Source organism: Rhodococcus sp. ACPA4, assembly GCF_002300185.1.
In the GTDB taxonomy this organism is placed as follows: Bacteria; Actinomycetota; Actinomycetes; order Mycobacteriales; family Mycobacteriaceae; genus Rhodococcus_F; species Rhodococcus_F globerula.
Window position 1 is genome coordinate 931,777 of the sequence record NZ_NSDY01000002.1, and the last position, 26,398, is coordinate 958,174.

Below are 26,398 nucleotides of genomic sequence, written 5' to 3' on the forward strand. Positions count from 1 at the left end.
GATGCGGCGGACCCCACGAAAGGCGTCACACGGCTACGTCACTCGTCGACGAAACGAGGGAAAACAGGTGCCGGAGCAGGCAGTTTACGGTTCGCGTCGATGCGTACCGCGATGTCGGTGAATTGACGGCTCTCTTCGCTCTGGCCAAGCAGATCGAGGATCCGCGACGCCGCGTCGGGCATGACCGGCTGAACGAGAATGCCGACGATACGGACCACTTCGATCGTCACGTAGAGGACGGTTGCCATACGCGCCGGATCGGTCTTGCGCAGGACCCACGGTTCCTGCTTGGAGAAGTACCGGTTGGTCTCGCCGAGCACGCCCCAGATGGCTTCCAGCGCGAGGTGCAGAGCCTGCACGTCGAACTCGCTGCGGCACTTGGCGAGCAAGGCGTCCGCCGACGCCAGCATCGCCAGGTCGTCCTCGGTGAACTCACCGGGGGTGGGTACCTGGGCGTCGCAGTTCTTCGCGACCATCGTCAGCGAACGTTGCGCGAGATTGCCGAGTTCGTTCGAGAGATCAGCATTCATGCGAGTCACGATCGCTTCGTGGCTGTAGCTGCCGTCCTGGCCGTACGAGATCTCACGGAGCAGGAAGAAGCGGACTGCGTCGAGGCCGTACTGATCGACCATGGCGATGGGGTCGACGACGTTGCCGACCGACTTCGACATCTTCTCGCCCTTGTTGTACAAGAAGCCGTGAACGAAGACCCGCTCCGGCAGCTCGATGCCCGCGGACATGAGGAACGCCGGCCAGTAGACGGTGTGGAACCGCGTGATGTCCTTGCCGATGATGTGCAGGCTTGCGGGCCAGAACTTCTTGAACTCCTCCGAGTCGGCGTTCGGGTATCCGACGCCCGTCAGGTAGTTGGTGAGGGCGTCTACCCAGACGTACATGACGTGGTCCGGATCGCCCGGAACCTTGACGCCCCAGTCGAACGTGGTGCGCGAGATCGAGATGTCCTTGAGGCCGCTCTTGACGAAGCTGACGATCTCGTTTCGGCGTGTCGTGGGGGCGATGAACTCGGGGTGCTCTTCGTACAGCGCGAGTAACCGCTCCTCGTACGCCGAGAGACGGAACGTGTAGTTGGACTCCTCGGTCCACTCCACCGGGGTGCCGGTCTCGGTGGACTGGCGGGTGCCGTCCTCCAGAAGCGTGGTCTCGGCTTCGGTGTAGAAGGCCTCGTCCCGAACCGAGTACCAACCCGAGTACGTGTCGAGGTAGATGTCGCCGGATGCGGCCATCTTCTCCCAGATCGCCTTGCTGGCGACCTGGTGATCAGCGTCCGTGGTGCGGATGAACCGGTCGTACGAGATGTTCAGGACCTTGTCGAGGTTCTGGAACACGTCGGAGTTCCGAGCCGCGAGTTCCCGAACGTCGATACCCTCTTTGATCGCTGTCTGCTGCATCTTCAGACCATGCTCGTCGGTACCGGTCATGAAGAACACTTCATGTCCGTCCAAACGCTTGAAGCGGGCGAGCGCGTCCGAGGAGATGTACTCGTACGCGTGGCCGATGTGCGGAGCGCCATTGGGATACGCGATCGCTGTCGTGATGTAGAACGGCGATCGTTCCGCGCCTTCCGGGGCAGCGGAGTCCGGGCGCGGGGTCTGGGAGGGTGAGGCAGGCACAGTCATGGTGGGCTTACTCTATCGGGCGTGAGCAAAGACCGTCCCGCCCCCGATGCCCCTGAGCCCTTGTCGCCTCTGATCGACGCCCATACGCACCTCGACGCGTGTGGCGCGCATGACGCTGCGAGCGTGGCCGAAATAGTCGACCGAGCCGAGGCCGTCGGCGTCGGGCGGGTCGTGACGGTGGCCGACGACCTCGACGCCGCCCGCTTTGCCGTCGACGCTGCGAACTGGGATTCGAGGGTTTACGCCGCCGTCGCAATCCACCCGACCAGGGCGAACGTTCTCGACGCCGATACTCGCGCCGAGATCGAGCGGTTGGCGTCGGATCCGCGGGTCGTCGCCGTGGGGGAGACGGGCCTCGACCTTTACTGGCCCGGCAAGCTCGATGGGTGCGCCACCATCGAGGAACAGGTCGACGGTTTCCGGTGGCACATCGATCTGGCGAAGCGGTTGGGCAAGACGCTGATGATTCACAACCGCGAAGCCGACCAGGACTTGCTGCGGGTGCTGAACGAGGAAGGCGCGCCGGAGACAGTGGTGTTCCACTGCTTCTCCTCGGATTCGGAGATGGCGCGGGCATGCATCGACGCCGGGTACGTGCTCAGTTTTTCGGGAACCGTGAGTTTCAAGAATGCGAAGGCTCTCCGCGAGGCTGCGCTATTGGTGCCGTCGGATCAGCTGATCGTCGAAACGGATGCGCCGTTCCTGACGCCCCATCCGTTCCGTGGCGCCCCCAACGAGTCGTACTGCCTCCCGTACACCGTGCGCGCATTGGCCGATATCCGCGGCGAGGATCCGGAGGCTCTGGCAGCGGCGTCGACGGCGACAGCGGAGCGGGTCTACAAACTCTGAGCGCTATTCTGAGCTGACAGGTAACTCCGCGCCCGGGACCGTCGTGTCCCGGCCCGTCTACTGCGCGGAGTATTCAGATGAATGACTACATCTATCCCGACGACATCTATCCCTACGACGTCGTCACAGTCCGCATCGAAACGTGGGAATTCGAGTGCTGGGCGCCGCTGCCGGTTGTCGGCGAAGGATCTTCGTGGGCTTTGCGCCCGATGCGTGACTCGTTGTGGTTCGACGGGGTGATGCCGGGGAGCCTCGATCACGTTCGCGTCGAAAAAGTCCCGAGCCACTTTCGGGGAATGCCGTCGCTGGTTAGTGGTAGTCGCGGATGGATGGAGACGGCCGTCGTCGTCGAGTTGGCTGTTCCTGCGAGGGCGTGAGGACGCACAGCTACACCGAGCCGACTCCGGTGGAATCCTCGGTCGAGATCCTCACCGTTCACATCGACATGGGTGAAATCGAATGTTGCGGGCCATATCCGGTTGTCGGAGACGAGTGTTCGTGGACGCTGACTCCGCGCGCCGACACCGGCAGGTTCGACGGTTGGGTTCACGGCGGGATGCCGGCGTCAGGAGTTAGGACCGCAGGCGTAGTCCTCGGGATTCTCGTGGTCACGACGACGTACGAGGAAGTCGGAAGCCCACGCGTGTGGTTGCCCGTCGCAGACAGTGAGACCTATCGACGGGTCGCTGCGAGTCCTCGGTGGTTCCGGAGGTTCGGTGATTTCGACGTCGGTCCGCAGAACCGGATCGAGACTGGCGTGGTCGTCGAGTTGGCCACCCCCTGTGCGCCTTTCCGGTAGTCGGCGCTACCAGAAAGGCGCACAGGGGCGGAGCCCCTAAAGCACCTTCCCCAGGAAATCCTGGGTGCGCTTCTGCTGCGGATTGCCGAACAGGTTTTCCGGCTTCCCTTCCTCGACGATGTAGCCGTCGGCCATGAAGATGACGCGATCGGATACCTCGCGCGCGAATCCCATTTCGTGGGTCACGACGACCATGGTCATGCCCTGCTTCGCGAGGTCGCGCAACACCTGCAGAACCTCGCCCACCATTTCGGGGTCGAGGGCGCTGGTGGCCTCGTCGAAGAGCATGATGTCCGGGCTCATGGCGAGTGCGCGGGCGATGGCAACACGCTGCTTCTGACCGCCGGACAGACTCGCGGGCTTGGCGTCGGCCTTCTCGGCGAGACCGACCTGACCTAGCAGTTTCGCCGCGATCTCACGTGCCTGTTCCTTGGTGGAACGGCCCGTCTGGATCGGAGCGAGCATCACGTTTTCGATGACGGTCATGTGGGGGAAGAGATTGAAGTGCTGGAACACCATGCCGATGTGTTGGCGCACTTTGTCGATATCGACGTTCTTGTCCGTCAGGTCGAACTGGTCGACGCGCACGGTGCCTGCGGTGATGTCCTCGAGGCGGTTGAGGCAGCGTAGGAAGGTGGACTTGCCCGATCCGGACGGCCCGATGACGCACACCACTTCGCCGTTCTTGATGTCGACGTCGAGGCCTTTGAGGACCTCGTTGTCGCCGAACGACTTTTTCAGTCCCTTGACTTCGATCTTGATTTCGGTGTCTGGCTTGCTCATGTTGACGGCTGTTTCGGTCACTTGTTGATCCTCTTTTCGAGGCGGTTCGAGAACTTGGTGAGCGCCATGATGATGATGAAGTACATGGCGCCGATGATCAGCCACATGTTGAAGGACTGGAAGTTGCGCGCGATGATGATGCGCCCGGTCTGAGTGAGCTCGGCCAGTCCGATGACCGACAGGATCGACGTGTCCTTGAGGGTGATGACGAACTGGTTGATGTACGACGGGATCATCGTGCGAATTGCCTGCGGCATGATGACTTTCCGCATTGTCTTCATGTAGCTGATGCCGAGGCTGCGTGATGCCTCCATCTGGCCCTTGTCGACGGCCAGGATTCCGCCGCGCACGATCTCGGCCATGTAGGCGCCGGCGTTGAGCGAGAGCGTGATGACACCGGCGGTGAATGCCGACATCTGGAAGTGCAGAGCGGCCGGGATGCCGAAGTAGATGAAGAACGCTTGCACCAGAAGCGGCGTGCCACGGAAGATATCGACGTAGGCGGTACCGATTCCGCGGACGACGATGTTTGTCGATACGCGGCAGAGTCCGAAGATCGCACCCAGGACAAGAGCGATCGCGATCGAGACGACCGACAGAACGATGGTCAGCCACAGACCTTTGAGCAGTTGTGGGTAGGTGCTCTTGATCAGCCCGATGATGGAGTTGTCGGACGAGGTGGCGTCCTGGCCGAGGAACTGAGAGAGGATCTCGTCGTACTCGCCGCTGTCCTGCAGGTTCGCAAGTCCGGCGTTGAACATCTCGAGCAGTTCGGCGTTCTGGCCCTTGTTGACGGCAAAGCCGTAGCTTGCGCCGGCTTCCTTCTCGGTCACGGTTTTGAGTCCGTTGCCCTGGGTGATGCCGTAGGCCAGCACGGGGTAGTCGTCGAACACGGCGACGGAGTTACCCGTGCGGACCTCGTCGTACATGCTGGCGGAATCGGCGAAGTAGACAGTCGTGAATCCGTATTGATCCTTGATGGATTCGGCGAACGTGGCGCCTTCGGTGCCGTTCTTGACGGCGACGCGTTTGCCCTTCAGGTCCTCGTAGGACTTGACGTCGTTGTTCGATTCGAGCACTGCCATCTGCACGCCCGACTCGAAGTACGGGTCGGAGAAGTCGAAGACCTGCTTGCGGGCGTCGGTGATCGACATGCCGGCGATGACGCCGTCTGCCTGGCCGGCCTGGACTGCTTGCAGAGCTGCGTCGAATCCCAATTGCTTGATCTCGACGTTGAATCCCTGATCCTCGGCGATGGCCCGGATCAGTTCCATGTCGATGCCGGTGAGATTGCCGTTTTCGTCCTCGAATTCGAACGGGGCGAACGTGACGTCGGTGGCGATGATGTACGTCCGGCCCGGCTGCGCCGACGCGATGCCTGGAGCGAACAGCGCTGCGATGAGCGCCAGAAGGATGGCCAGGATCGGCCACCTCGGGTTACGGGGTTTGTCGACTTTTCTTCGCACTCTCGCCCAGCTTTCGTATGTCACGCCCGGGATCGCCGGACTGCTTATGACCAGACGAGAACATACTGCGCGCCGCGCTGAATCGGTACACCGTTAACTGAGGTAAAAAGTTACCGACCTGCGACACGCCGTGTTTATTCCGTGACAAAAGTCGCAATTCGTGACCGTTTGGTTGCCGAAGCGGTGTGTGGCCGTTACCGTATTGTGATCGAACGTCGTCTGCCTTGGGATTTCCTGTGTCGCCTTTTGCCAAGATCAACTCCACGAAGTCACCACTTCTCTATTCGATGGTGGCGGCGCTGCTCCTGACGCTTGTTGTCGGTGGGCTGCTCGTGGTGGTTCAGCACAAGACGATCACGCTCGACGTCGACGGCGAGATGATCTCGCTGTCCACCATGTCGAGCAGCGTCGGTGGCGCTTTGGACAAGGCCGGATACGAGGTGGATCCGAAGGACACACTTGCGCCCAGTTCCGACGCCTCCCTGGCCGACGGAGACACTGTCGTTCTGCGACGCGCACGCGAGCTGGACTTGACCGTCGACGGCAAGCAGCAGACGGTGTGGACCACCGCGCTGACCGTGGACGAAGCGTTGAAGCAGTTCGACGTGGCCGACGACTTTGCCGTATCGGCGTCACGCTCGCATCGTTTGCCGCTCGAACGCACGGAACTCGACGTGATCAGCCCCAAGGTTGTCAACGTTGCGGACGGCGGTGCGCCCGCTACGGAAATCAAGCTTGCCGCCGCTACTGTCGGTGATCTTCTGGCCGCACGCAATGCTCCGCTCGAGCAGGCCGATACCGTTGTTCCGCCCGCCGAGACTCCTGTCACTGACGGGCTCACCGTCGAAATTACCCGGTCGCGCACCGACACCCGTGTCGAGAACCAGCCGATTCCCGCGCCGGAGAACAAGATCGACGATCCGTCGCTCGAGAAGGACTCGACCGTCGTCGAAAACCCGGGAGTTCCCGGTGAGCGCACGGCGACCATCGAGGTCAAGACCGTCAATGGTGTCGAGGCAGCGCGTACTGAGCTTTCTGCGACCGTGGTCAAGGAACCTGTTGCCGCGGTAGTGAAGGTCGGCACCAAAGAGCCTGCGGTACCGGCAATTTCCAATGCGGCGACCTGGGATGCGATTGCGCAGTGTGAGGCCACCGGCAACTGGGCGATCAACACTGGCAATGGTTTCTACGGCGGATTGCAATTCACCCAGAGCACCTGGCAGGCATTCGGCGGTGGCGAGTACGCATCGCGTGCCGACCTCGCAACCCGTGAGCAGCAGATCGCGATCGGCGAGAAGGTTCGCGCCGGTCAGGGCTGGGGCGCATGGCCTTCGTGCACAAGCAAATTGGGTCTGCGCTAACCGCGCACTGACCCCGGACCAGAAGTCAGGAACCTATGTCACCGCTTGCGAAGCTCAACTCGACGCGATCACCGCTGTTGTATTCGATGATCGCCGCGTTGCTTCTCACGCTGGTGGCCGGTGGAATTCTGGCTGTGGTCAACCACAAGACCATCACTCTCGATGTCGACGGTGAGCAGATTCGCCTGAGCACCATGGCGAGCAACGTCGACGGCATTCTCGAAGATGCGGGCTATTCGATCGGTGACAAGGACGCTGTTGCACCGGCATCGGACGCGTCCGTGTCCGACGGTGACACCGTCGTGCTGCGTCGTGCGCGCGAGATCACCTTGACGGTCGACGGTCAGCAGAAGTCCGTGTGGACAACAGCTCTCACAGTCGAAGATGCCTTGAAGCAACTCGATGTTGCTGCAGATGTTCATGTTTCGGCTTCACGTTCGCAGCGTCTTCCGTTGGACGGCGCAGCGCTCGATGTCCTCACGCCTGTTGTCGCAAAGCTGACTGACGGAGCACATGCGACGACGGATGTCCGGCTCGCAGCTCCCACTGTCGGTGAGTTCTTGACCGCCAACGGAACTCCGCTCGCAGCTGCGGACACCGTTGTTCCCGCAGCAGATGCGCCGCTCACCGAAGGCCTCGAGATCACGGTGACGCGCAATATCACCGAAAGCCGAGTGGAGACCTTGCCGCTCGATCCGCCGGATCAGCGCATCGAGGATCCGACCATGAATCAGAGCCGAACGATCGTCGAGAACCCGGGAGTGCCCGGCGTTCGTGACGTCACATTTGCGGTCAATCTGGTCAACGGTGTCGAAACCGGTCGCACGCCTGTTGCCGAGACGATCACCACACCCGCGCAACCCAAGGTTGTCCGCGTCGGTACCAAGCCGGGCACCGAGGTGCCGCCGGTCGAGAACGGCAGCACGTGGGATGCGCTCGCTCAGTGTGAGGCCACCGGCAACTGGGCTATCAACACCGGCAACGGTTTCTACGGCGGCGTGCAGTTCGACCAGAACACCTGGGAACGACAGGGCGGGCTCAAGTACGCTGCCCGCGCCGACCTCGCGACCCGCGAGGAGCAGATCGCCATTGCCACGCAAACCCAGCGTACCCAGGGCTGGGGCGCATGGCCGTCGTGCTCGGGTCGTCTCGGACTGGGTTAAGTTCTTACCTGTGTCAGACGCCGAATCGAACCAACCCATCGCCACCCCTCGCGGGCAGGCAGCGCTGCTCGGCCCGGCCGAGGTGCGCGCTCTTGCCGAGGAATTCGGTGTGCGCCCCACAAAGCAGTTGGGGCAGAACTTCGTTCACGACGCCAACACCGTGCGACGTATCGTCACTACCGCCGGCGTCACACGAGACGACGTGGTTCTCGAGGTCGGACCAGGTCTCGGCTCACTGACCATGGCCTTGATGGACGTCGTGGACCGTGTCATCGCGGTGGAGATCGATCCGAATCTGGCGGCTCGTCTGCCCAAGACGGTGTCCGAGCGCGCTCCTGAACTGGCAGATCGTCTGACGGTTGTGGAGGCCGACGCCATGCGCGTGTTGCCGTCGCAGATCCCGGGGGAGCCGACGGCTCTGGTCGCGAACCTTCCGTACAACGTGGCGGTGCCGGTGCTGCTGCACCTGTTCGCGTCGCTGCCGAGCCTGCGTACCGCGCTGGTGATGGTGCAAGCCGAGGTCGCTGATCGCCTGGCTGCTGATCCGGGAAGCAAGATCTACGGCGTCCCGAGCGTCAAGGCCAATTTCTTCGGTGAGGTCCGCCGTGCCGGCGCCGTGGGTCGCAATGTGTTCTGGCCGGCGCCCAAGGTGGAGTCCGGTCTGGTACGGATCGACCGTTACGCCGAGCCGCCGTGGCCGATGGACGAGCAGCACCGCAAGCGTGTTTTTGCCGCGATCGACGCAGCTTTTGCTCAGCGTCGCAAGACCTTGCGAGCAGCACTCAGTGGTTGGGCGGGTTCGCCGGCTGAAGCGGAGCGCAGGCTCCTTGCTGCCGGAATCGAGCCGCAGACGCGTGGCGAGATGCTCGACGCAGCGGCGTTTGTGCGTTTGGCAGGAGTCGAATAACCCTGTGCGCCTTTCTGATAGCCATCGCTACCAAAAAGGCGCACAGGGGCCGAAGGCCCCTTACTTGAACCGGCGCAGCCTCAGGCTGTTGCTCACCACGAACACGCTGCTGAATGCCATCGCGGCACCGGCCAGCATCGGGTTCAGCAGTCCCGCCGCCGCGAGGGGGATAGCTGCCGTGTTGTAGGCAAAGGCCCAGAACAGGTTGCCCTTGATTGTTTTCAGTGTCTTGCGAGACAACCTGATTGCATCCGCTGCCGAGCGAAGGTCACCGCGAACCAGTGTGATGTCGCTGGCTTCGATTGCGACATCGGTGCCGGTACCCATCGCCAGACCGAGATCGGCCTGAGCCAAAGCCGCCGCGTCGTTGACGCCGTCGCCGACCATGGCCACGACGCGTCCCTCCGCCTGCAGTTTCTTGACGGCGTCGACCTTGTCGGCTGGCATGACCTCGGCAAATACGGTGCTGATGCCCACCTGGTCTGCGACGGTCCGGGCGACGGTCTTGTTGTCGCCTGTCAGTAGGATCGGTTCGAGGCCGAGTGCCTTCAACTGCGCTATCGCCTCGGCGCTGGTGTCCTTGACGGCGTCGGCTATCACGAGGACGCCGCGTGCCGCTCCGTCCCAGCCGACTGCGATGGCGGTGCGGCCCGCCTTTTCTGCTTCGATCTTTGCAGCCCGCAGGTTCTCGGGCAACGTCATAGCCCAGTCTTCGAGCAATGCCTCACGGCCGGCTACTACAGCGTGGCCGTCGACCATTCCCTGAACGCCTCGTCCGGCGACGTTCACGAAGTCGGAGACCGCGGGAAGTTCGCCCACTGTTTCCTTGGCACCCTTGGCAATTGCCGCAGCAATCGGGTGCTCGGAGCGATGTTCGAGAGCGCCCGCCAAACGCAAGACGTCATCGATGCTCGTTCCGTCGGCTGCGATGGTGTCGAGCAGAGTCATCTGGCCGGTGGTGACGGTGCCGGTCTTGTCGAGGACGATGGTGTCCACTGCGCGAGTCGATTCCAGCACTTCGGGGCCCTTGATCAGGATTCCCATCTGGGCGCCTCGACCGGTGCCGACCAACAGTGCGGTGGGTGTTGCCAATCCGAGCGCACAGGGGCAGGCGATGATCAGGACGGCGACGGCCGCGGTGAACGCCATCTCGATTCCGTTGCCGCTACCGAGCCAGTAACCCAGTGTGGCAACGGCAATCGCGATGACAATCGGAACAAAGATGCCCGCAATGCGATCGGCGAGACGCTGAACGTCAGCCTTACCGTTCTGTGCGTCTTCGACAAGTGCTGCCATTTGGGCGAGTTGCGTGTCGCTGCCGACTCGGGTGGCCCGGACGGACAGGGTGCCGCCTACGTTAACGGTGGCTCCGACAACGCTGTCGCCGACGCCTACCTCCTCGGGCACCGATTCGCCGGTCAGCATGCTCAGGTCTACGGCGGAGCGGCCTTCGGTGATGACTCCGTCGGTGGCGATCTTCTCACCTGGGCGGACGATGAAGACGTCGCCGGTGACAAGATCTTCGGCCGGGATTCTGACCTCGGCACCGTCTCGCAGGACTGCAACGTCCTTTGCGCCGAGTTCCATGAGTGCACGCAGCGCCGCACCCGAGGTGCGCTTGGACTTGTGCTCGAAGTAGCGTCCGGCCAACACGAAGGTGATCACACCTGCGGCGACCTCGAGATAAATGTTGGCGGTGCCGTCCATTCGGTCGACGGTGAGCGAAAACGCGTGTTTCATCCCGGCTTCGCCGGCTGTGCCGAAGAACAGCGCGTACAGCGACCACAGGAACGCGGCAATGGTGCCGATGGAGATGAGGGTGTCCATCGTGGCTGCGCCGTGCCGGAGGTTGATCCAGGCGGCGCGATGGAAAGGCAGAGCCGCCCAGACGATGACAGGGGCCGCCAGTGTGAGCGAGAGCCATTGCCAGTTCGTGAACTGAAGTGCGGGGATCATCGCCATCGCGATGACGGGAACCGAGAGTAGGGTCGAGACGATCAGCCGGGTGCGCAGTTCGCGGAGGTCACGATCCTGTGGGGTCTCCACGTCTGCGTCGGCGGTGGTGGCAGGCGGCGTGGGGAGCGCTGCCGAGTAGCCCGCATTTTCTACGGTGGCGAGCAGTTCATCTACCCCGACGGTGTCGGGGTACGAGACCTTGGCCTTCTCCGTGGCGTAGTTGACCGTGGCACTGACGCCGTCGATCTTGTTGAGTTTCTTCTCGATTCGAGCGGCGCACGACGCGCAGGTCATTCCCGTGATGGCGAGTTCGACGCTACCGACGGTGGTGGGTGTACTCATCGGTGACCTTCCTCATGGGGTGCGGGCGTGTTCGATGTGCTGGACGCCGGCGCGTGGCTCGGGCTCTCGACAGGGTTTCCGACGGCCGCCCCCACGCCGAAGGCGGCGCCGAATACGACGACAAGGCCTCCGGCGTAGGCGGCAAGTGTTGCCGATGTGCGCATGGCCGTCAGCTGTCTACGACGGCGTAGCCGGCTTCGTCGACTGCCGCGGCGATGTCGGTTGCGGATACGGGTGCGTCACTCGTGACGCTGACGCGGCCGCTGGCCAGATCGACGTCGACGGCGGTCACTCCGGCGATGTTGCCGATCTCTTCCTTGACGGATCCGACGCAGTGTCCGCAGGTCATTCCGGAAACGGTGTATTCGGCGGTGGTCATGGGAGATCCCTTCGGTTGACTGGCTCTATTGTACGGATACCCCGTGTAGGTATCGCTTCGAGATTCAAGGTACCCCCAGGGGGTATGCCTGTCAATGGGCTGGACTGTGATCTGACACTCGAGCGAGACAAAGTCGAGGATCTATGATCTACTTGTGTTGGTCGTAAGTGTTTGTGTTTGTGTTTCCACGCTCGCAAATGGTTAAGTTGCGAGCGTTTGGACATCCTCCACGGATTTGTCTCAGAACGGTCGTAGTAAGTGACCCGGGCGGTCGCAGTGACAGCCTGTAGACACTGTGTTAGAGGAGATTTACATGGCAGAGGGCATCGTGAAGTGGTTCAACTCCGAGAAGGGGTTCGGCTTCATTGCTCCCGAAGACGGCAGCGCTGACGTCTTCGTTCACTACTCCGAGATCCAGAGCGGCGGCTTCCGCACGCTCGAGGAGAACCAGCGTGTTGCGTTCGAGATCGGTCAGGGCAACAAGGGCCCGCAGGCCACCGGCGTTACCGTCGTCTAAGACGTCCATGTGAGCCGGGCAACCGGCGCATGACGTACTCGACAAAACCTCAACTCTTTTTGGGTTGGGGTTTTGTTGTATCCGAATGAAAAGTGTTGTCAGGCCTTACGATAGCGGGCGGTGATCACAGCCTGCTCCTCGGCGATCATTCGACATTCCGCGCGTAGCTCGGGTGGATTCAGCACTGTGAAGTCCACCTCGAAGGCCCGCAGCCATTGTGCGACGGAGCGCAGTGAATTTCCGGAAAGTGCTATGACGCAGCGATTTTCGCCGTCGGATTCCACTGATCCCCACTGATCGCTGACCATCGGCGCGATCTGTTCGATGGGCGCATGGAGCAGAACTGTTGCGCGCGTGGACGAAAAGGCGCGGGCGACTCCTCGGGACACGAATTCCGCTGCCCCGCCCTGAGGTAGCTCTCGAGGCGAAAAACGTGGTCCGGTAGGAATTTTGGGTTCCATTCGGTCGACGCGAAATGACCGCCAGTCTTCCCGTGAGAGATCCCACGCCACCAGGTACCACCGCACGCCCGACCGCACGAGGCGGTACGGCTCCACTTCGCGGCGGCTCTGCGTGCCGTCATGGGTGGCGTAGTCGAACCGAAGTCGCTCGTGGTTGTGGCACACCGATGCGATGGCGGACAGGATGGACGCGTCCACTGCGCTTGTGGCCGGTTCACGCGGCACCACATCGATCTGCAGCGATTCCAGGCGGTAGCGCAGCCGGGGCGGCATGATCTGGCGGAGCTTGGCAAGAGCACGCATCGAGGCCTCGCCGATGCCGACTACCGAGCCGGTGGCGCCGGACTGTAATGACAACGCCACCGCAAGTACTTCTTCGTCGTCGAGTTGAAGGGGAGGCATCTCGGCCCCGGCGCCGAGACGGTATCCACCACCGACACCCACCGTCGCGTCCACCGGATATCCGAGGTCGCGTAGGCGGTCGACGTCGCGGCGAACGGTGCGCGGTGTGATTGCAAGCTTGTCTGCGAGTTCGGCGCCGGACCAGTCTCGACGGGTCTGGAGTAGCGACAGCAACCGCAGTAGACGAGCTGATGTCTCCTTCATGAAATTCAGTGTCGCAGAGATTGAGGACTGTAACGGTCCTCAATTGATTCTAGGTTTATCCGCATCCGGGAAATCGAGAAGAAATGTGGGGCTCAATCATGAATCACAGCAGTCCGATGATCGAGACGAAGTCGCTCACCAAGCACTTCTCGCAGGGGAAGAACCTTGTCGAAGCGGTCAAAGGCGTGACGCTCGATGTTGCGGAGGGGGAGTTGGTAGCCCTGTTGGGGCCGAACGGCGCCGGCAAGTCGACGACGTTGCGCATGTTGACTACTTTGCTCGAACCGACCTCAGGCAGTGCGCGCATCGCTGGCTTTGATGTGTCCGATGCGCGAAGCGAGGTGCGTTCGCGTCTCGGATACGTCGGACAGGGCAATGGCGCCGGCCACAACCAGCGGGTTCGCGACGAATTGGTGACGCAGGGACTGTGTTACGGAATGTCCAAGCCGGATTCACAGGGTCGGGCTGACGAACTTCTCACCGATCTGGAACTCGCGGATCTCGGAACTCGCAAGGTCAGCACGCTGTCAGGAGGTCAGCGCCGACGGCTCGATATTGCACTCGGCCTGGTACATCGGCCACCGCTACTGTTTCTCGACGAGCCCACGACGGGCATGGACCCGCAGAGTCGGGCCAATTTGTGGGATCACATACTCCGGTTGCGGCGCGAGATGGGCACGACAATCGTGTTGACGACGCACTATCTCGAAGAAGCGGATTCGATGGCGGAGCGAGTCATCGTCATCGACGAGGGGACCGTGATCGCCGACAACACGGCCGCCGCGCTGAAGGCGGACCTTGCGGGCGATCATCTGTCGCTGACGTTCGAGACCGAAGAGGCTGCCGCAGTTGCGGCGTCGGTGGCGCAGCAACTTGTCACGGTGCGGGAGACTGCCGTCGACGGACTCATGGTGAGTATTCGTGCGAGCGAGGGTGATTCGACGCTCCCGGTGCTTCTGCGCGAAGCGGATGCGCGGGGTGCCCGCGCTCTGGCCGCCGACATCACCCGCCCGACGCTCGACGACGTCTTCCTCACCCTGACCGGACGCAGCCTGCGCGAGAGCGCTGCCGCAGTCGCTTCCTAGAGCACTCGAGAAAGTAGGACTTTGCCATGACACTCACACTCGATACCCCACGCGCTGTGCGCGGCAACATCGTTCGCGACAGCGCGATAGTGATGGGGCGTGAACTGCGTCCGATGTTGCGTGACCCGGTCAGTGTTGTCTTCAGTCTCATTCAGCCACTGATTCTGCTCGCATTGTTCGGTCCGCTGCTCAAAGGCGTCCCGGGCACCGGTGACGGCGTGTGGAATTGGTTCATCCCCGGCGTGCTGGTGATGATCGCGATCTTCGGCACGACGATGACAGGCTCGAACCTCCTGATCGAAATGCAGCAGGGATCGCACGAGAGAATGTTGGTGACGCCGCTACGACGCTCGTCGTTGTTGATCGGTCGGGCATGCAAGGAGATGGTTCCACTTGCGGCGCAGGCGATTCTGATCATTCTCGTGGCGTTACCACTCGGATTGGACGTGAATGCTGCCGGCGCGGCAGTCGGGATTGTTCTGCTCGGAGTATTCGGCGTCGGGCTCGGGGCCCTGTCCTATGCTTTGGCTCTGGCTGTGCGGGAGCAGGATTGGATGTTCTGGGTGGTGCAGCAAACGCTGATGTTCCCGCTCCTGATTCTCTCGGGGACCATGCTTCCGCTCGACGATGCACCGGGTTGGATGAAGGTACTCGTGAATATCAACCCGCTGGGATATGTCGTGGATGCGGAGCGTGCACTATTTGCCGGGGACTTCGCGGCGGGCAGCGTTCTGGCCGGAATTGTCGCCGCCGTGAGTGTGGCAGTTGTCGGGCTTGGAGTAGGTGTCCGAGCCGTCAAATGAGGCGTCAGCCGGTTGCAGGTTTTCGCCCAGGTGTTCGCAGCGCCTATTGTTGTACCTTGTGCTCTCCGTCGTTCCACGCCCTGTAGTAGTCCGGGCCCCGTCCAAGGTGAATCTGCATCTGGCTGTAGGGGACCTGCGCGACGACGGCTATCACGATCTGACCACCGTATTCCAGGCATTGTCGCTGGCAGACACGGTGACGGTGTCGGCCGCCGACGGTTTGTCCGTCAGTGTTGTCGGCGATGACGCCGCCGCCGTGCCCACGGACCGGACCAACCTTGTCTGGAAGGCTGCAGAGCTGCTGTCGGCCGAAGCCGGAGTGGAGACGGACGTCGAGATTCTCATCGACAAGGGAATCCCCGTCGCCGGCGGTATGGCCGGTGGCAGCGCGGACGCAGCGGCGACGTTGGTTGCGCTCAATGCGTACTGGAAATTGGATCTCTCGCGGCGTGAACTGGACGGCTTTGCCGCGAAGCTGGGTAGCGATGTCCCGTTCTCGCTGCATGGCGGCACCGCGCTGGGAACCGGGCGCGGCGAGCAGCTTGTGCCCGTGCTGACTCGAAACACTTTTCACTGGGTGCTGGCGCTGGCCAAGGGCGGGCTGAGCACACCGGTCGTTTTCCGCGAACTCGACAAGCTGCGAGCCGAAGGCACCCCGAACCGACTCGGTGACGCGGACGATCTGATCCACGCCCTCACCACCGGCGATCCGCGACAACTGGCGCCACTACTCGGAAACGATCTGCAGGCGGCGGCGTTGTCTCTCAATCCGGCGCTGCGCCGGACACTGCGCGCAGGCGTCGACGCCGGCGCTCTGGCCGGCATCGTCTCCGGGTCAGGACCGACCTGCGCTTTCCTCTGCAGCGACGCACAGTCTGCCGTGGATTTCAGCGCTGAACTTGCGGGAGCGGGGGTGTGCCGCACCGTTCGCGTGGCGAGCGGACCCGTTCCCGGAGCACGAATACTCGACAAAGCGGCAAAGGGACAGCACTGATGGCTAACTTGATCAATCTGGAAAACGTGTCGAAGTCGTTCGGCGTCAAGCCGTTGCTCGACGGGGTGTCGATGGGCGTCGAGGAGGGCGAGCGTATCGGCGTCGTCGGCCTCAACGGTGGCGGCAAGACAACCATGCTCGAAGTCCTCGCGGGCGTCGAGGAACCTGATTCGGGTCGGGTCAGCCGCGTCGGTGGACTGCGGATGGCGGTCGTGACGCAGCGCGGTGTGCTGCCTCCCGGATCCACTGTCGGCGATATCGTTCTGGGTCCGCTGGGTGTCGCTCAGCATGAATGGGCAGGCAATGCCCGGATCCGCTCCGTTCTCTCCGGAATCGGAATCGACAACCTCGGCGCCGGCGGCGAGCGTTCCGCATTGGACGCGCAGGTCGACGGACTTTCCGGTGGTGAGCGTCGACGCGTCGCACTGGCCGCGGCCCTCGTTCAGGATCTGGACCTGCTGGTACTCGACGAGCCCACCAACCACCTCGACGTCGAGGGCGTGCAGTGGCTGGCCGAGCACCTCGTATCGCGTCGTAGCGCCCTGGTGGTCGTGACCCACGATCGTTGGTTCCTCGACACTGTCGCCACGCGAACCTGGGAAGTTGTCGGCGGCGGCGTCGAAAGCTACGAGGGTGGCTACAACGACTGGGTATTCGCCCGCGCCGAGCGCTCACGTCAGGCCGACGCTTCCGAGGAGCGTCGACGCAACCTCGCGCGCAAGGAATTGGCGTGGCTGCGCCGCGGTGCGCCGGCCCGAACGTCCAAGCCGAAGTACCGCATCGAGGCCGCCGAAGCGTTGATCGCCGATGTCCCGGCACCTCGTGACGCCGTCGCATTGGCGTCGTTCGCGCAGCGTCGACTCGGCAAGGTTGTCATCGAACTCGAAGACGCTCGCCTCGAGACTCCGGACGGCCGCGTTCTGGTCGAAGATCTGACGTGGCGTCTTGCTCCCGGAGAGCGCGTCGGCCTCGTCGGAGTCAACGGATCCGGCAAGACGACGTTGCTGCGCACGCTCGCCGGTGAGCTGGAACCTGCTGCGGGACGGCGTATTCAGGGCCAGACCGTGCATATCGGTTGGCTCAAGCAGGAACTCGACGATCTGCCCACCGATATGCGGGTGCTCGACGCGGTCAAGGATGTGGCTGAACGAATCACCTTGGGAGACAAGGAAGTTTCTGCCGGTCAGTTGGCGGAACGTCTGGGCTTCACGCCGGCACGTCAGCGGACACCGGTGGGGGATCTCTCCGGTGGTGAGCGTCGACGCTTGCAGTTGACGCGAGTTCTCATGGCAGAGCCCAACGTGCTGCTCCTCGACGAGCCCACTAACGACCTCGACATCGATACGCTCCAGCAACTCGAGGATCTGCTCGACGGCTGGGCCGGGACGATGGTCGTCATCTCGCACGACCGTTACCTGATCGAACGTATCTGCGACACCACCTGGGCGCTCTTCGGTGACGGCAAGCTCACCAACCTGCCCCTCGGTATCGAGGACTACCTGCGTCGACGGGCGGCGATGGGCGACGGTGACAACCCGTCTGTGGCGTCAACGGCCAGCGGCGCGACCAAGAGTAAGCAGGTTCGTGACGGGGCAGCGGATCGCGCTGCACGTAAGGAACTTTCGAAGCTCGAGCGTTCCATCGCCAAGCTGGACGATCGGGAGAAGAAGCTGCATGCGTCGCTGGCCGATGCGGCCACTGACCCCGACAAGTTGCAGAGCCTCGGCGCTGAACTCAAGACTGTTCTCGCGGACAAGGAAGCTGCTGAAGAGCAGTGGATGGAGTTGTTCGAGGAGCTTGACGGTTAGAGGGCATCTGCCACATCGGCGGTGATTCACCCGCGAACCCGGTGTCGTGAGTTTTCTTGCGATGCCGGGTTTTTGCGTGAATAGGCACTGATCCGGAACGCTGATCTTTGAACCCGCGCATGCGTGTGGGCTTCGCACCGGCTAGCTGGTGATGCGAAGCTCTCACACGGTATTCAGTTCTGGCAGCGCCGGTTTCAGTCTCGGTGCACTGGGCCTTGACGGGTGGTGGAGCGTCGGCGTCGTTGTTTCGGGTCGATCGCAGCTGGTGGGATGAACCACGGTTTGTGATCGGAACCCATCTTGATTTCCCAGATCCCGCGGAACCCGCTGGTGCTGTGGATCAATCGGTGGTGGCTACGGCAGAGGAGGGTGAGGTTGTCCATCACCGTCGGACCGCCCACTGACCAGGGTTTTATATGGTGGGCGTCGCACCAAGCGGGTACGGCATCGCAGTTGGGGAAGGCGCAGCCTTTGTCCCGAGCGATCAGCGCCGTTCGTTGTTCTGCTGTGACGAGACGCTTATGTGGAGTCGCATCCAACGGTGCGCCATTGCCGTCCATCAACACGGTCGAGAGCATGCAATCGCAGGCGAGCATCCGGGTGAGGCTAACGCTGAGTGGTCCCATCCAGGGCATGTATCCGACGTCAAGATCTTCGAAATCAGGCTCGTCGTCATCGAATGCACTGCCGTAGAACTCGCCATCATCCGACGCGGCATTGCTGCGCATGGTCGCGCATTCCCGATGCTCAGCAAGATCTTTCGCGGTGATGTGCACGTTCACATGCGGACGCTGACCGCCGTCCACCCCGGTCATGGCATTGTCGAGGTACCGGCGAATCAGTTCCGTGAACGCGTCGGCGGTGCGTTTGGCTGCCGACCGCTGATCCGGGGTTCCGTCCGCTGCTGGTTTCGGCATCGACAACCCCGAGAGAGCCGACAACAACATTTCACCAGTGAGCGCGTCGAAATCACCCTTGATCGCCACGCGCCCGTTGAGCGTCGGCGAAATCCGCAAGACGTTGAGGTCATCGTCCTCACCGGGTGGCGTGTCGTCGGACTCGAAAATCCGCTCCAGAACCGCAATCGCGTAGCGGAGTTTGATGGTGGTCGCTTCCACACCGGATGCGGCAGCGAGAAGGGTTGCCATGCAGGACGGTAGAGCGTTCTCCGGCATTCCTTTTGGTGGTGATTCGCAGAACGCGGCAACTATTGCCGCATGATCGAGCGAGAGGTCGCCGGCCTCGAATTGGGCAGTTATATCCGGGAATACCCGCAGTGCGGCACCGAGGGCGGCGATCTTGTTTCCGGCCGCGTTCTGCAGCATCGTGTTCGCCGCCAACCACCGACCCACACCGCGGTAGCAGAGCACCTGCTCGTCCGAATTGAGTGCCAACTCGTCGACGGCGGCAACCCGAATCGCCTCCAGCCGAAGGATTTCCGCAGACGCACTCACGGCAACGTCTCGAACCTCGGCCGGTCGTAGCCGCCACAACCTGCCACGCACACCCGCAGCCGAACCGGCTACAACATCCTCCACCGAAACAAAATCGCTCACCGTAGTCATCAAGGCCTCCCCACCCTTGACTCAGTATACTCGAACACATTTTCGATTCAAGGGATATTTCGGACACATTTCGACCAAAGTTGAAGAGGTCGTCGCGATCATGATTCCACCGAATGATGTTACTGGACAGAAAGATTGATAACCCGGTCTCGGAACTGATCGTGGCGATCAGCGAAGCAGTCGAGGTTGCCGTGCGATGGCGGTGGGAGATGAAGTTGTCGAGAGAGCAGGCATCGCCGTGGCAGCGGAAAGCAAACGCATTCCTACAATGTCAGGCGAAAGTGGCGAGATCGCGGGCGAACAAGCTGGGGCTACGTATATGGCGGCGCTCAACAACCCGGACTCACTGTGGAATGTTGGAGGCATGGTGGCGTGGCTGGTTGCCGATCCTCTTCCGTGAGGTTCTTCGACTAGGGTGGCGCGAACGCGAAGGCAACCCGACTGCGGCTAGAACTTCAGGGTGAGTCGACCGTTCTCGTCGCTGATGTGAACGTGACGATCCACCGCTGGGGGATTGGTGCCGCTGAGTTGAGTCAACTCGGCGGCGTTCTCGGGGCCGGTGTGGCCGGCGAGACGTCGGCCGTCCGGCGTCGTAGCGATGACGAACCCGGTTTCCGGTTCGCCCATTCTGTTGTATTCGACTGTGGCGGTGACGATCTTGGCACTTCCGACATAGCCGGTGACCAGGTCGGGTGCATGGGGTGTGAGGGTGCGGGCCTGGGGATCTCCGACATATCCGCGTTCATGTGCGGACGCGGAGAGCAGTACGGCATGTTGGTAAGTGAGAAATCCGCCGTTGCCGTGAACCAAGGCGAGTTGGTCGCCTGATCGGAGTCGGCGCGTCACCTCGGTCAAGGAATGGAGGGTGTAACTGTTGAGCGGTCCGCCGAAGAACGAGTGGCCACCGGTGACGCTGGGGACCGTGTCACCCGGCAGTCCGAGTTCGTGAATCAACAGCTTCGGCACGATCGGAAAACAACTGTAGGCGTCCACGATATCGAGGGCTTCGGCGCTTACTCCGGCGTTGCCGAGTGTGCGGTCCACGGTATCCTGCAAGGCTTCGGATCTGTGAAAGTTATTTCTGTGCAATATGTCCAGCGGATCAACGGCCCCGGCTCCGCCCCACAGATAGACGAGCCTGTCTTGGTCGATGCCGAATTCGAGGGCCCTCGCCAGGGAGCAGATCACCACGGCAGCAGCCTGATTCACGAAGGGCATGGCGTTGAGCATCAAAGGATAGGGTTCGGACACCATCCGGTTTCCCGGCCCGACGGTCCTGATCTCTTCTGCGGTACGTACTTCCGATGTCCACGACGCCGAGTTCTTCGCGGCGATAGTTGAGAACTCGGCATACATCTGCGCTGACCAGTCCAGGGATGCTTGGGCGTCGTGGCCGATCGATGCGCTGAAACTGTTCTCGAACAGTGGGTAGACGCGGGTGGGCACGATGAATCCCGCGCGCTGCATCTCGGCGCCGCCCAGATCGGCGGGATCGAAGCCGGGAGGTCCGCCGGGTTCGGTGGCCCACCCGAGAGAATCGGGAGCGACGCCCGATTTTCGCAGTGCGGTTGTGGTGGCGTGTGATTCACCGCCCACGAGCAGCGCGACGGAGGATGTGCCGTCTGCAATGGCAGCGCCGATTCGATCGAGAAGTGCTGCAGGCCAGTGCCCACCGATCGGTGAGGTGGTGGTGATCGCGGGGGTGGCGCCAAGTCTGGTGGCCAGAAGTTCGGGGAGGTTGTCGTATGCCCAACTGACGGTCTTGATCGCGTAGATCGTGTCGATGTGGCTACTGAACGAGGGCTCTCCACTGTCTGTGAGGGCGGCAATTGTCGCTTTGTAGATCAAGTCGAGCGGTTCGAGGTGCCCGTCATCCGGATTCCATCGCAGATCCCCTACGCCGACGATGACGGGAATCCGTGATGCGTCAACCATCGTGTTCCTCTTTCAGCCAGTTCTCGTGTGTGCCCGACGTCGGGAGTTCCGCCACGATAGCGCTGCGATAAGTACGTGTAACCAGGGGGTCACATTCAGAAACTTTCGGATTACTATTTAGGTATGCCTAACGAAAGTCCTATACTCGTTTGCATGACAGCTGTTGCGGAGAGAATGTTGGTGCCCGTGGGGCCTCGGGTCATCGACGATCCGTATTCGATGACCACCGTGACATTGAAGTTGTCGCATCAGCGCCAGTGGGCGGCGCACCGACACCCGGAACATGAGCTGATCTGGGGTAACTCTGGCGGAATGCTCACCGTTGTTGCCGATGGCATCACGTGGGAGGTGCCGCCGTCGGCGGGCCTGTGGCTGCCGGCCGGAGTGCTGCATTCGGTCAAGGCAGGTCCGGGTACCGAGTTTTTCTGCACCTACTTCCGCCCTGAGGCGCACGCTGCGCCCGCCACAGTGCCCGGGCTCTTCGGGGTGAGTGCCTTGTTGCGGGAGGTTCTGCTGCACATGCATCGTCGCAACATGCCGGACGAGGCTCGCAGTCGTGCCGAGCGTGTGGCGTTCGACATGCTGCAACCGCTCGAGGTTGCCGCTGTCGAGGTTCCGATGCCGACGGATCCGCGAGCGTTGTTCGTCGCCCAAGCACTGGTCGCTAATCCAGCGGATCAGCGGTCACTGTCCGAATGGGCACTGACTGCCGGCGGGAGCGTCCGAACGTTGACCCGCGTCTTCACCCAGGGAACGGGAATGACCTTTGCCCAGTGGAGAATTCAGGTGCGCGTACGAGCGGCACTGACCTATCTCGCAGCCGGGGTTCCGGTTTCAGTGGTCAGTCGACGCGTGGGATACGAAACCCCGAGCGCGTTTGTCGCGGTCTTCCGCAGGGTCACCGGCCGGACCCCGGGCGCCATGATGAAGCACCCGAATCGTGGCTCTCATGCACCGCAGGAGCTTCTGCGCGCCTGATCTGCGGTCGCCGCTGATCTGAATCAGCCGCGCCCTTCGACGTACGATGCCAGGTTAGCCAACGAGGAGGCGATCCCCGTCTCGTGTACCGCTTGATCGATGCCGGGTGGCACATCCGTGGCTGTGACGGTCACCTCGGTCCCGCTAACAGCGGCAGCGAGGTGCCAGGTCATCGTCATGGTTCCGGCATACGACGGGTCGTCGGACTCGAACACCGCCCGCTGCACCACACGCTCCGGCGGCACCAGTTCGGCGAATCCGACATCGACGACATCCGTCGCGGCTGACGTCTTGCCAGGGCTGTCGGTGGAGTCCAGATAGGTGAGAACCATTCGAAACCCGCCACCTGGCCGCGGATCCCACAGCTCGATCCGCCCGCGCATACCGTCCGGTGGCAACCAAGCCTCGAGAGACTCTCGGTCGAGGAGGGCGTCGTAGACGACCGTCGGTGGTGCCTCGATCACCAGGCTGGCGCGGTCGATCCTGTCCATAGTCCGATTCTAGAGCCACAGGCTCTCAACGCCGCGATGTCGACCATGCCTCCCACAGTTGCGCGTACCGGCCGCCGAGGTTGACCAACTCGTCGTGGGAACCCTGTTCCACGACGCGTCCGCCATCCATGACAAGAATGTTGTCGGCGTCGACAGCCTGTGAGAGCCGGTGGGCCACAGTGATCGAGGTGCGCCCACGGGTCAGCGCGAGAGCGGCGTCGTCGAGTATGCGGGCGCCGGCGCTGCCGGCTTCTGCCGTTGCCTCGTCCAGAATCAGCAGGGGTGGATTCAGGAGTTCGATCCGTGCGAGTGCAAGCTGTTGCGCCTGGGTCGCAGTGAGGCGATGCCCGCCGTCACCGACTACTGTCTCGATGCCTTCGGGCAGTGCTCCGGCCCAGTCCGAGGCGCCGACGGTATCGAGGGCGGAGGCGATGTCGGCGTCGGTTGCTGCCGGGGCGGCCAGACGCAGATCCTCGGCCAACGTGCCTGCAAAGACGTGCACTTCCTGGGTAACCAACGCAACGGCGCTCCGAGCGGTGCTCCGCGAGAGTTGATCTCGGGGAACGGTGCCGATTCGCACGGAGCCCTCGGTGGGCCCGTAGGTGCCGGCGAGAAGTTTTGCCACCGTGGACTTTCCGGCGCCGGTGGCTCCCACGAGCGCGGTGACGGTACCGGCCGGAATGGTGATGTCGATATCGCGCAACACGGGGGCGTCGCCCGGGCGGTAGGAGAAGGTCACGTCCTCGAGCGACGCGGAGCTGTCGACGGGTTCACGGGGATCGGCCGGAAGCGGAGGTACCGGTGCCAGGGTGACGCCGACAAGGCGAGCCAGAGCGATTGTGCCCTCTTGTAGTTCGTCGAAGACACTGAGAACGGCTCCGACGGGGTCGAACAACCGATGGAAGAACAGGGCCGCTGCGGTGGCGGCTCCGATGGTGGCATGCCCGTTCTTCACGAGCCAGAATCCCGTGATCAGAACTGCTGAGAGCCCGATGAACTCGGCGATGTTGAGACGACCGAAAAACCTGGTCCGTAGTCGTGTTGTCTTCAGGCTGAGCTGTACCGCGGTCAGTGAACGGGATTCGATCTGCTCCAGATGTGGCTTCGCCAACCGTAGGGATCCGACGGTGTCGGAATTACTCAGTGAGTCGAGGAGCTGTTGTGCGCGGGCGCCTTCCGCCTCACGTTCTTGTCGGTAGACGGGGGCTGACTGTGTGAGGTACCAGCGCAGGGCGCGTACCTGGATCGGTGCGGCAATCACTGCAGCAACCGCAAATCGCCAATCGAGTGCGCCCAACCCGACAAGAGTCAACGCAATGGTGAGCGCAGCGGTGGCAAACACCGGCAACGCCTGTGACACGGCTTGCGTTACCAGGCGGACGTCACCGGTGATGCGGGAGACGAGGTCGCCCCGCCCGGCGCGCTCGACATCGCTCTGGGGGAGGTCGAGCACTCGGACGACTACTTCTTCGCGAAGGTCCGCTACGACGCGTTCCCCGACCCCGGCCAGAAGATATTCGCTGGCACCGACCAGCAGCGAGGACAGAACGGCAACGGCAACCAAGGCCCCGGTCAATGTTCCGATGCGGGAGACGATGTCGGCTCCACCAGACGTGACGGTGTCTACCATCTCGCCCAGAATCAGCGGGGTGAGAAGGCCGATTGCCGTGGCTGCGGTCAAGGTGACCACCGCACCGCTCGCGGCGAGGCGGTGCGGACGCAGCAACCGAAGTGCCTCGGTACGAGCCTGTTTGGGAGTTGCGGTGGGGAGTAGGTCGTTCACAGTTCGATCACCCGATCGCAGATATCGAGCAGCGCGGGGCTGCTGGTGAGAAGAATTGTCGCGTGAGCACTGCGAACCTCGGATATCCCGCGGGCAATGCGCGCTTCAGTGACGGAGTCGACGGCAGTGGTCGGATCGTGCAGTACCAGTACCGGCACTTCGCTCGCCAACGCGCGCGCGAGCGCAACTCGTTGACGTTGGCCGCCGGACAGTGAGTTGCCCTGCTCGGTGACGGCGGTGGCAAGGCCCTTCGGGAGAGCATCGATCACTTGATCTGCGGCGGCGGCGGAGATGGCGAAGTCGGTTCGGTGGCCGACCGGAGCCAGGGCATGGATGTTCTCACCGACAGTGCCGATGAAAAGCGCGGAGTCATGCGGCGCAGCAAGGATGTGTGTGCGAAGTTCGTCGATATCCAGTTCGTGGATAGCGTTGTCACCCAGATGAATTGATCCTTCGATGGGATCTTTCCGGCGCGCCAGCACGTCCATGAAAGCATCGACCCAGGCCGTGTTGTCGCAGGTGATACCGACGATCTCGCCGCGCTTGACATCCAGATCGACCGGCGCCGAACCGGCCAGGACAACGTCACGAAGTGTCAGAGACTCCGAATGATTCAGTGCTACCGGATCGCTTGCGGGGGCGACGGCGCGGCTCGTCCCGATAAGCGCCGCAACACGATTCGCGGACGCTCGGGCACGGGCCAGTCCGGCGCCGAAATAGATGATGTCGATCAGCGGTCCGCGAAGGAACTGCGCCAACCCCACCACCGCAATGAACTCGCCGATCGAAATGCTGCCGGACGCTGCCATTCTGCCGCCGACGTATGCGATGACGGCAAGGTAAGCGCCCGCGATGGCGACGTTGGCTGCCGAGTACATCGCTTGGTAACGCTGGGCGCGCAAGGTGGCATCAAGCGATGTCCGGCTGGCACCTCGATAGCGCTGCGCCGCAGCGTCTCCGGCACCGATGCCGGAAAGAATGCGTAGACCCGCCAGCAAGTCGGCAGCGAGTGCCCCGGCGCGCGCGCCCTGCCACTGATCCGTTTCGGCTCGACGTTCGAGTGGGCGGCTCACGACCTGCATCAGTGCTAGCACCGGGGGAGTGCTGAGGATGACAAGAAGTCCGAGCGGCACTGAGATGACCAGTAACGAGATTGCTGCGGTCAGCACTCCGCAGGCAGCGCCGAGTTTGGTGCTGAGAGTGTGGGTGAATCCGGCCACGGAACCGGCGTCGGAGGTGGCGATCGAATAGACCTCACCGGGCATCCTGCGCGGATTCATGCCGTGTGGATCGAGGCCGCGTCTGGCGATGTCCATCCGAAGTCGGTGAGCGCCGTACTCGGCGACCGAGTCTGCGATACGAGCGGCAATTCTCCAGCTGAGCAGCAGGCCTGTGAACAGGATGCCGAGAACCAGAATCCACTTGCCGAGCGCCGCAGCGTCGCTGGTTGCCACAGCGCGGTCGATGACCGCACCGATCACGACCGGGACCAGAGCTTCGGCCACCTGGTGCCCGGTGAAGCCTACTGACGCGGCGGCCAGCTTCGGCCCGCGCCCTTCGGCTGCGATGGCACGCGTGATCACCTGACGTGGCGTGATCGCCTGAGGCAGCAGCGGACCGTCGGTATCGTTACTCGGATGAAGCGGCGTTGATGACACTCGGTCCACGCTAGGGATCGACAGCGCTTGTTATGAAGTCACGCCGATGCCAAAACTTGTCGTGAACAGGCC

At 62.5% G+C, this 26,398-nt stretch carries 25 protein-coding genes; 13 read left to right on the top strand and 12 right to left on the bottom strand.

What is annotated here, in order from left to right; translation table 11 throughout:
• Window positions 1–38 precede the first annotated feature (38 nt).
• The gene (gene metG / locus CJ178_RS27670; RefSeq protein WP_095888448.1) at window positions 39–1,637 is read right to left on the bottom strand and encodes a methionine--tRNA ligase; all 1,599 of its coding nucleotides are present in this window, start codon (window positions 1,635–1,637) and stop codon (window positions 39–41) included.
• 21 nt (window positions 1,638–1,658) lie between these two features.
• Here metG and CJ178_RS27675 point away from each other — a divergent pair, with 21 nt between their 5' ends.
• The 3 genes from CJ178_RS27675 to CJ178_RS27685 all read left to right on the top strand — a co-directional run bounded on the left by CJ178_RS27675 (window position 1,659) and on the right by CJ178_RS27685 (window position 3,285).
• Window positions 1,659–2,486 carry a TatD family hydrolase gene (locus tag CJ178_RS27675; RefSeq protein WP_033234256.1) on the top strand — a complete coding sequence of 276 codons (828 nt, stop codon included), beginning with the start codon at window positions 1,659–1,661 and terminating at the stop codon, window positions 2,484–2,486.
• Window positions 2,487–2,563: 77 nt separating this feature from the next.
• On the top strand, window positions 2,564–2,863 hold the full coding sequence (locus CJ178_RS27680; RefSeq protein WP_257013475.1) for a hypothetical protein: 300 nt from the start codon (window positions 2,564–2,566) through the stop codon (window positions 2,861–2,863).
• The gene (locus CJ178_RS27685) at window positions 2,860–3,285 is read left to right on the top strand and encodes a DUF6578 domain-containing protein (RefSeq protein ID WP_095888449.1); all 426 of its coding nucleotides are present in this window, start codon (window positions 2,860–2,862) and stop codon (window positions 3,283–3,285) included. Before CJ178_RS27680 ends, CJ178_RS27685 begins: the two co-directional genes overlap by 4 nt.
• A gap of 36 nt (window positions 3,286–3,321) precedes the next feature.
• On the opposite strand, the gene CJ178_RS27690 is transcribed toward CJ178_RS27685, so the two are convergent.
• Window positions 3,322–4,089: an amino acid ABC transporter ATP-binding protein gene (locus CJ178_RS27690; RefSeq protein ID WP_080711718.1), complete on the bottom strand. Its 768-nt coding sequence runs from the start codon at window positions 4,087–4,089 to the stop codon at window positions 3,322–3,324.
• On the bottom strand, window positions 4,086–5,534 hold the full coding sequence (locus CJ178_RS27695) for an amino acid ABC transporter substrate-binding protein/permease (RefSeq protein ID WP_051730475.1): 1,449 nt from the start codon (window positions 5,532–5,534) through the stop codon (window positions 4,086–4,088). Before CJ178_RS27695 ends, CJ178_RS27690 begins: the two co-directional genes overlap by 4 nt.
• A gap of 236 nt (window positions 5,535–5,770) precedes the next feature.
• Between CJ178_RS27695 and CJ178_RS27700 the strand changes: the two genes are divergently transcribed.
• The 3 genes from CJ178_RS27700 to rsmA are packed head-to-tail and all read left to right on the top strand — an operon-like array spanning window position 5,771 to window position 8,965.
• The gene (locus tag CJ178_RS27700) at window positions 5,771–6,895 is read left to right on the top strand and encodes a resuscitation-promoting factor (RefSeq protein WP_095888450.1); all 1,125 of its coding nucleotides are present in this window, start codon (window positions 5,771–5,773) and stop codon (window positions 6,893–6,895) included.
• A gap of 35 nt (window positions 6,896–6,930) precedes the next feature.
• Window positions 6,931–8,058: a resuscitation-promoting factor gene (locus tag CJ178_RS27705; RefSeq protein ID WP_033234260.1), complete on the top strand. Its 1,128-nt coding sequence runs from the start codon at window positions 6,931–6,933 to the stop codon at window positions 8,056–8,058.
• A gap of 10 nt (window positions 8,059–8,068) precedes the next feature.
• Complete coding sequence (gene rsmA, locus CJ178_RS27710; protein WP_033234261.1) at window positions 8,069–8,965, top strand: 16S rRNA (adenine(1518)-N(6)/adenine(1519)-N(6))-dimethyltransferase RsmA; 897 nt, start codon at window positions 8,069–8,071, stop codon at window positions 8,963–8,965.
• Window positions 8,966–9,025: 60 nt separating this feature from the next.
• Here the strand turns inward: rsmA and CJ178_RS27715 are convergent, their stop codons facing one another.
• The 3 genes from CJ178_RS27715 to CJ178_RS27725 are packed head-to-tail and all read right to left on the bottom strand — an operon-like array spanning window position 9,026 to window position 11,642.
• Complete coding sequence (locus CJ178_RS27715; RefSeq protein ID WP_095888451.1) at window positions 9,026–11,263, bottom strand: heavy metal translocating P-type ATPase; 2,238 nt, start codon at window positions 11,261–11,263, stop codon at window positions 9,026–9,028.
• A complete protein-coding gene (locus tag CJ178_RS32925; RefSeq protein WP_155276682.1) occupies window positions 11,260–11,427 on the bottom strand; it encodes a hypothetical protein in 168 nt (55 codons plus the stop codon). Before CJ178_RS32925 ends, CJ178_RS27715 begins: the two co-directional genes overlap by 4 nt.
• A gap of 5 nt (window positions 11,428–11,432) precedes the next feature.
• Window positions 11,433–11,642, bottom strand: coding sequence for a heavy-metal-associated domain-containing protein (locus tag CJ178_RS27725; RefSeq protein ID WP_033234263.1), 210 nt, complete (start codon window positions 11,640–11,642; stop codon window positions 11,433–11,435).
• A gap of 313 nt (window positions 11,643–11,955) precedes the next feature.
• On the opposite strand from CJ178_RS27725, the gene CJ178_RS27730 reads away from it, so the two are divergent.
• Complete coding sequence (locus CJ178_RS27730) at window positions 11,956–12,159, top strand: cold-shock protein (RefSeq protein ID WP_033234264.1); 204 nt, start codon at window positions 11,956–11,958, stop codon at window positions 12,157–12,159.
• A gap of 98 nt (window positions 12,160–12,257) precedes the next feature.
• Here the strand turns inward: CJ178_RS27730 and CJ178_RS27735 are convergent, their stop codons facing one another.
• Entirely contained in the window at window positions 12,258–13,226 is a 969-nt protein-coding gene (locus CJ178_RS27735; RefSeq protein WP_095888452.1) for a helix-turn-helix transcriptional regulator, read from the bottom strand.
• A 98-nt stretch (window positions 13,227–13,324) separates the two neighbouring features.
• On the opposite strand from CJ178_RS27735, the gene CJ178_RS27740 reads away from it, so the two are divergent.
• From CJ178_RS27740 to CJ178_RS27755, 4 genes are read left to right on the top strand one after another with little or no spacing between them, the layout of a single operon-like run.
• Complete coding sequence (locus CJ178_RS27740) at window positions 13,325–14,311, top strand: ABC transporter ATP-binding protein (protein WP_233363407.1); 987 nt, start codon at window positions 13,325–13,327, stop codon at window positions 14,309–14,311.
• A gap of 26 nt (window positions 14,312–14,337) precedes the next feature.
• Complete coding sequence (locus CJ178_RS27745) at window positions 14,338–15,114, top strand: ABC transporter permease (protein ID WP_033234266.1); 777 nt, start codon at window positions 14,338–14,340, stop codon at window positions 15,112–15,114.
• A 58-nt stretch (window positions 15,115–15,172) separates the two neighbouring features.
• Entirely contained in the window at window positions 15,173–16,108 is a 936-nt protein-coding gene (locus CJ178_RS27750) for a 4-(cytidine 5'-diphospho)-2-C-methyl-D-erythritol kinase (protein ID WP_095888453.1), read from the top strand.
• Window positions 16,108–17,916: an ABC-F family ATP-binding cassette domain-containing protein gene (locus CJ178_RS27755; RefSeq protein WP_033234268.1), complete on the top strand. Its 1,809-nt coding sequence runs from the start codon at window positions 16,108–16,110 to the stop codon at window positions 17,914–17,916. Before CJ178_RS27750 ends, CJ178_RS27755 begins: the two co-directional genes overlap by 1 nt.
• A gap of 194 nt (window positions 17,917–18,110) precedes the next feature.
• Here the strand turns inward: CJ178_RS27755 and CJ178_RS27760 are convergent, their stop codons facing one another.
• On the bottom strand, window positions 18,111–19,481 hold the full coding sequence (locus tag CJ178_RS27760; RefSeq protein ID WP_095888454.1) for an HNH endonuclease signature motif containing protein: 1,371 nt from the start codon (window positions 19,479–19,481) through the stop codon (window positions 18,111–18,113).
• A gap of 196 nt (window positions 19,482–19,677) precedes the next feature.
• On the opposite strand from CJ178_RS27760, the gene CJ178_RS27765 reads away from it, so the two are divergent.
• The gene (locus CJ178_RS27765) at window positions 19,678–19,881 is read left to right on the top strand and encodes a hypothetical protein (protein WP_095888455.1); all 204 of its coding nucleotides are present in this window, start codon (window positions 19,678–19,680) and stop codon (window positions 19,879–19,881) included.
• A 47-nt stretch (window positions 19,882–19,928) separates the two neighbouring features.
• Here the strand turns inward: CJ178_RS27765 and CJ178_RS27770 are convergent, their stop codons facing one another.
• On the bottom strand, window positions 19,929–21,416 hold the full coding sequence (locus CJ178_RS27770) for an acetyl-CoA acetyltransferase (RefSeq protein WP_095888456.1): 1,488 nt from the start codon (window positions 21,414–21,416) through the stop codon (window positions 19,929–19,931).
• 153 nt (window positions 21,417–21,569) lie between these two features.
• Here CJ178_RS27770 and CJ178_RS27775 point away from each other — a divergent pair, with 153 nt between their 5' ends.
• On the top strand, window positions 21,570–22,394 hold the full coding sequence (locus CJ178_RS27775) for an AraC family transcriptional regulator (protein WP_033234271.1): 825 nt from the start codon (window positions 21,570–21,572) through the stop codon (window positions 22,392–22,394).
• A gap of 23 nt (window positions 22,395–22,417) precedes the next feature.
• Here CJ178_RS27775 and CJ178_RS27780 read toward each other — a convergent pair whose 3' ends face one another.
• Genes CJ178_RS27780 through CJ178_RS27790 form a run of 3 tightly spaced genes read right to left on the bottom strand, consistent with a single transcriptional unit; the run spans window position 22,418 to window position 26,326 of the window.
• The gene (locus CJ178_RS27780) at window positions 22,418–22,885 is read right to left on the bottom strand and encodes an SRPBCC family protein (RefSeq protein WP_033234272.1); all 468 of its coding nucleotides are present in this window, start codon (window positions 22,883–22,885) and stop codon (window positions 22,418–22,420) included.
• Window positions 22,886–22,910: 25 nt separating this feature from the next.
• Complete coding sequence (locus CJ178_RS27785; protein WP_095888457.1) at window positions 22,911–24,668, bottom strand: ABC transporter ATP-binding protein; 1,758 nt, start codon at window positions 24,666–24,668, stop codon at window positions 22,911–22,913.
• Window positions 24,665–26,326 (bottom strand): ABC transporter transmembrane domain-containing protein, encoded by a 1,662-nt coding sequence (locus CJ178_RS27790; RefSeq protein WP_257013477.1) that lies wholly within the window; start codon window positions 26,324–26,326, stop codon window positions 24,665–24,667. The genes CJ178_RS27785 and CJ178_RS27790 overlap by 4 nt, the downstream gene beginning before the upstream one ends.
• Window positions 26,327–26,398 lie beyond the last annotated feature (72 nt).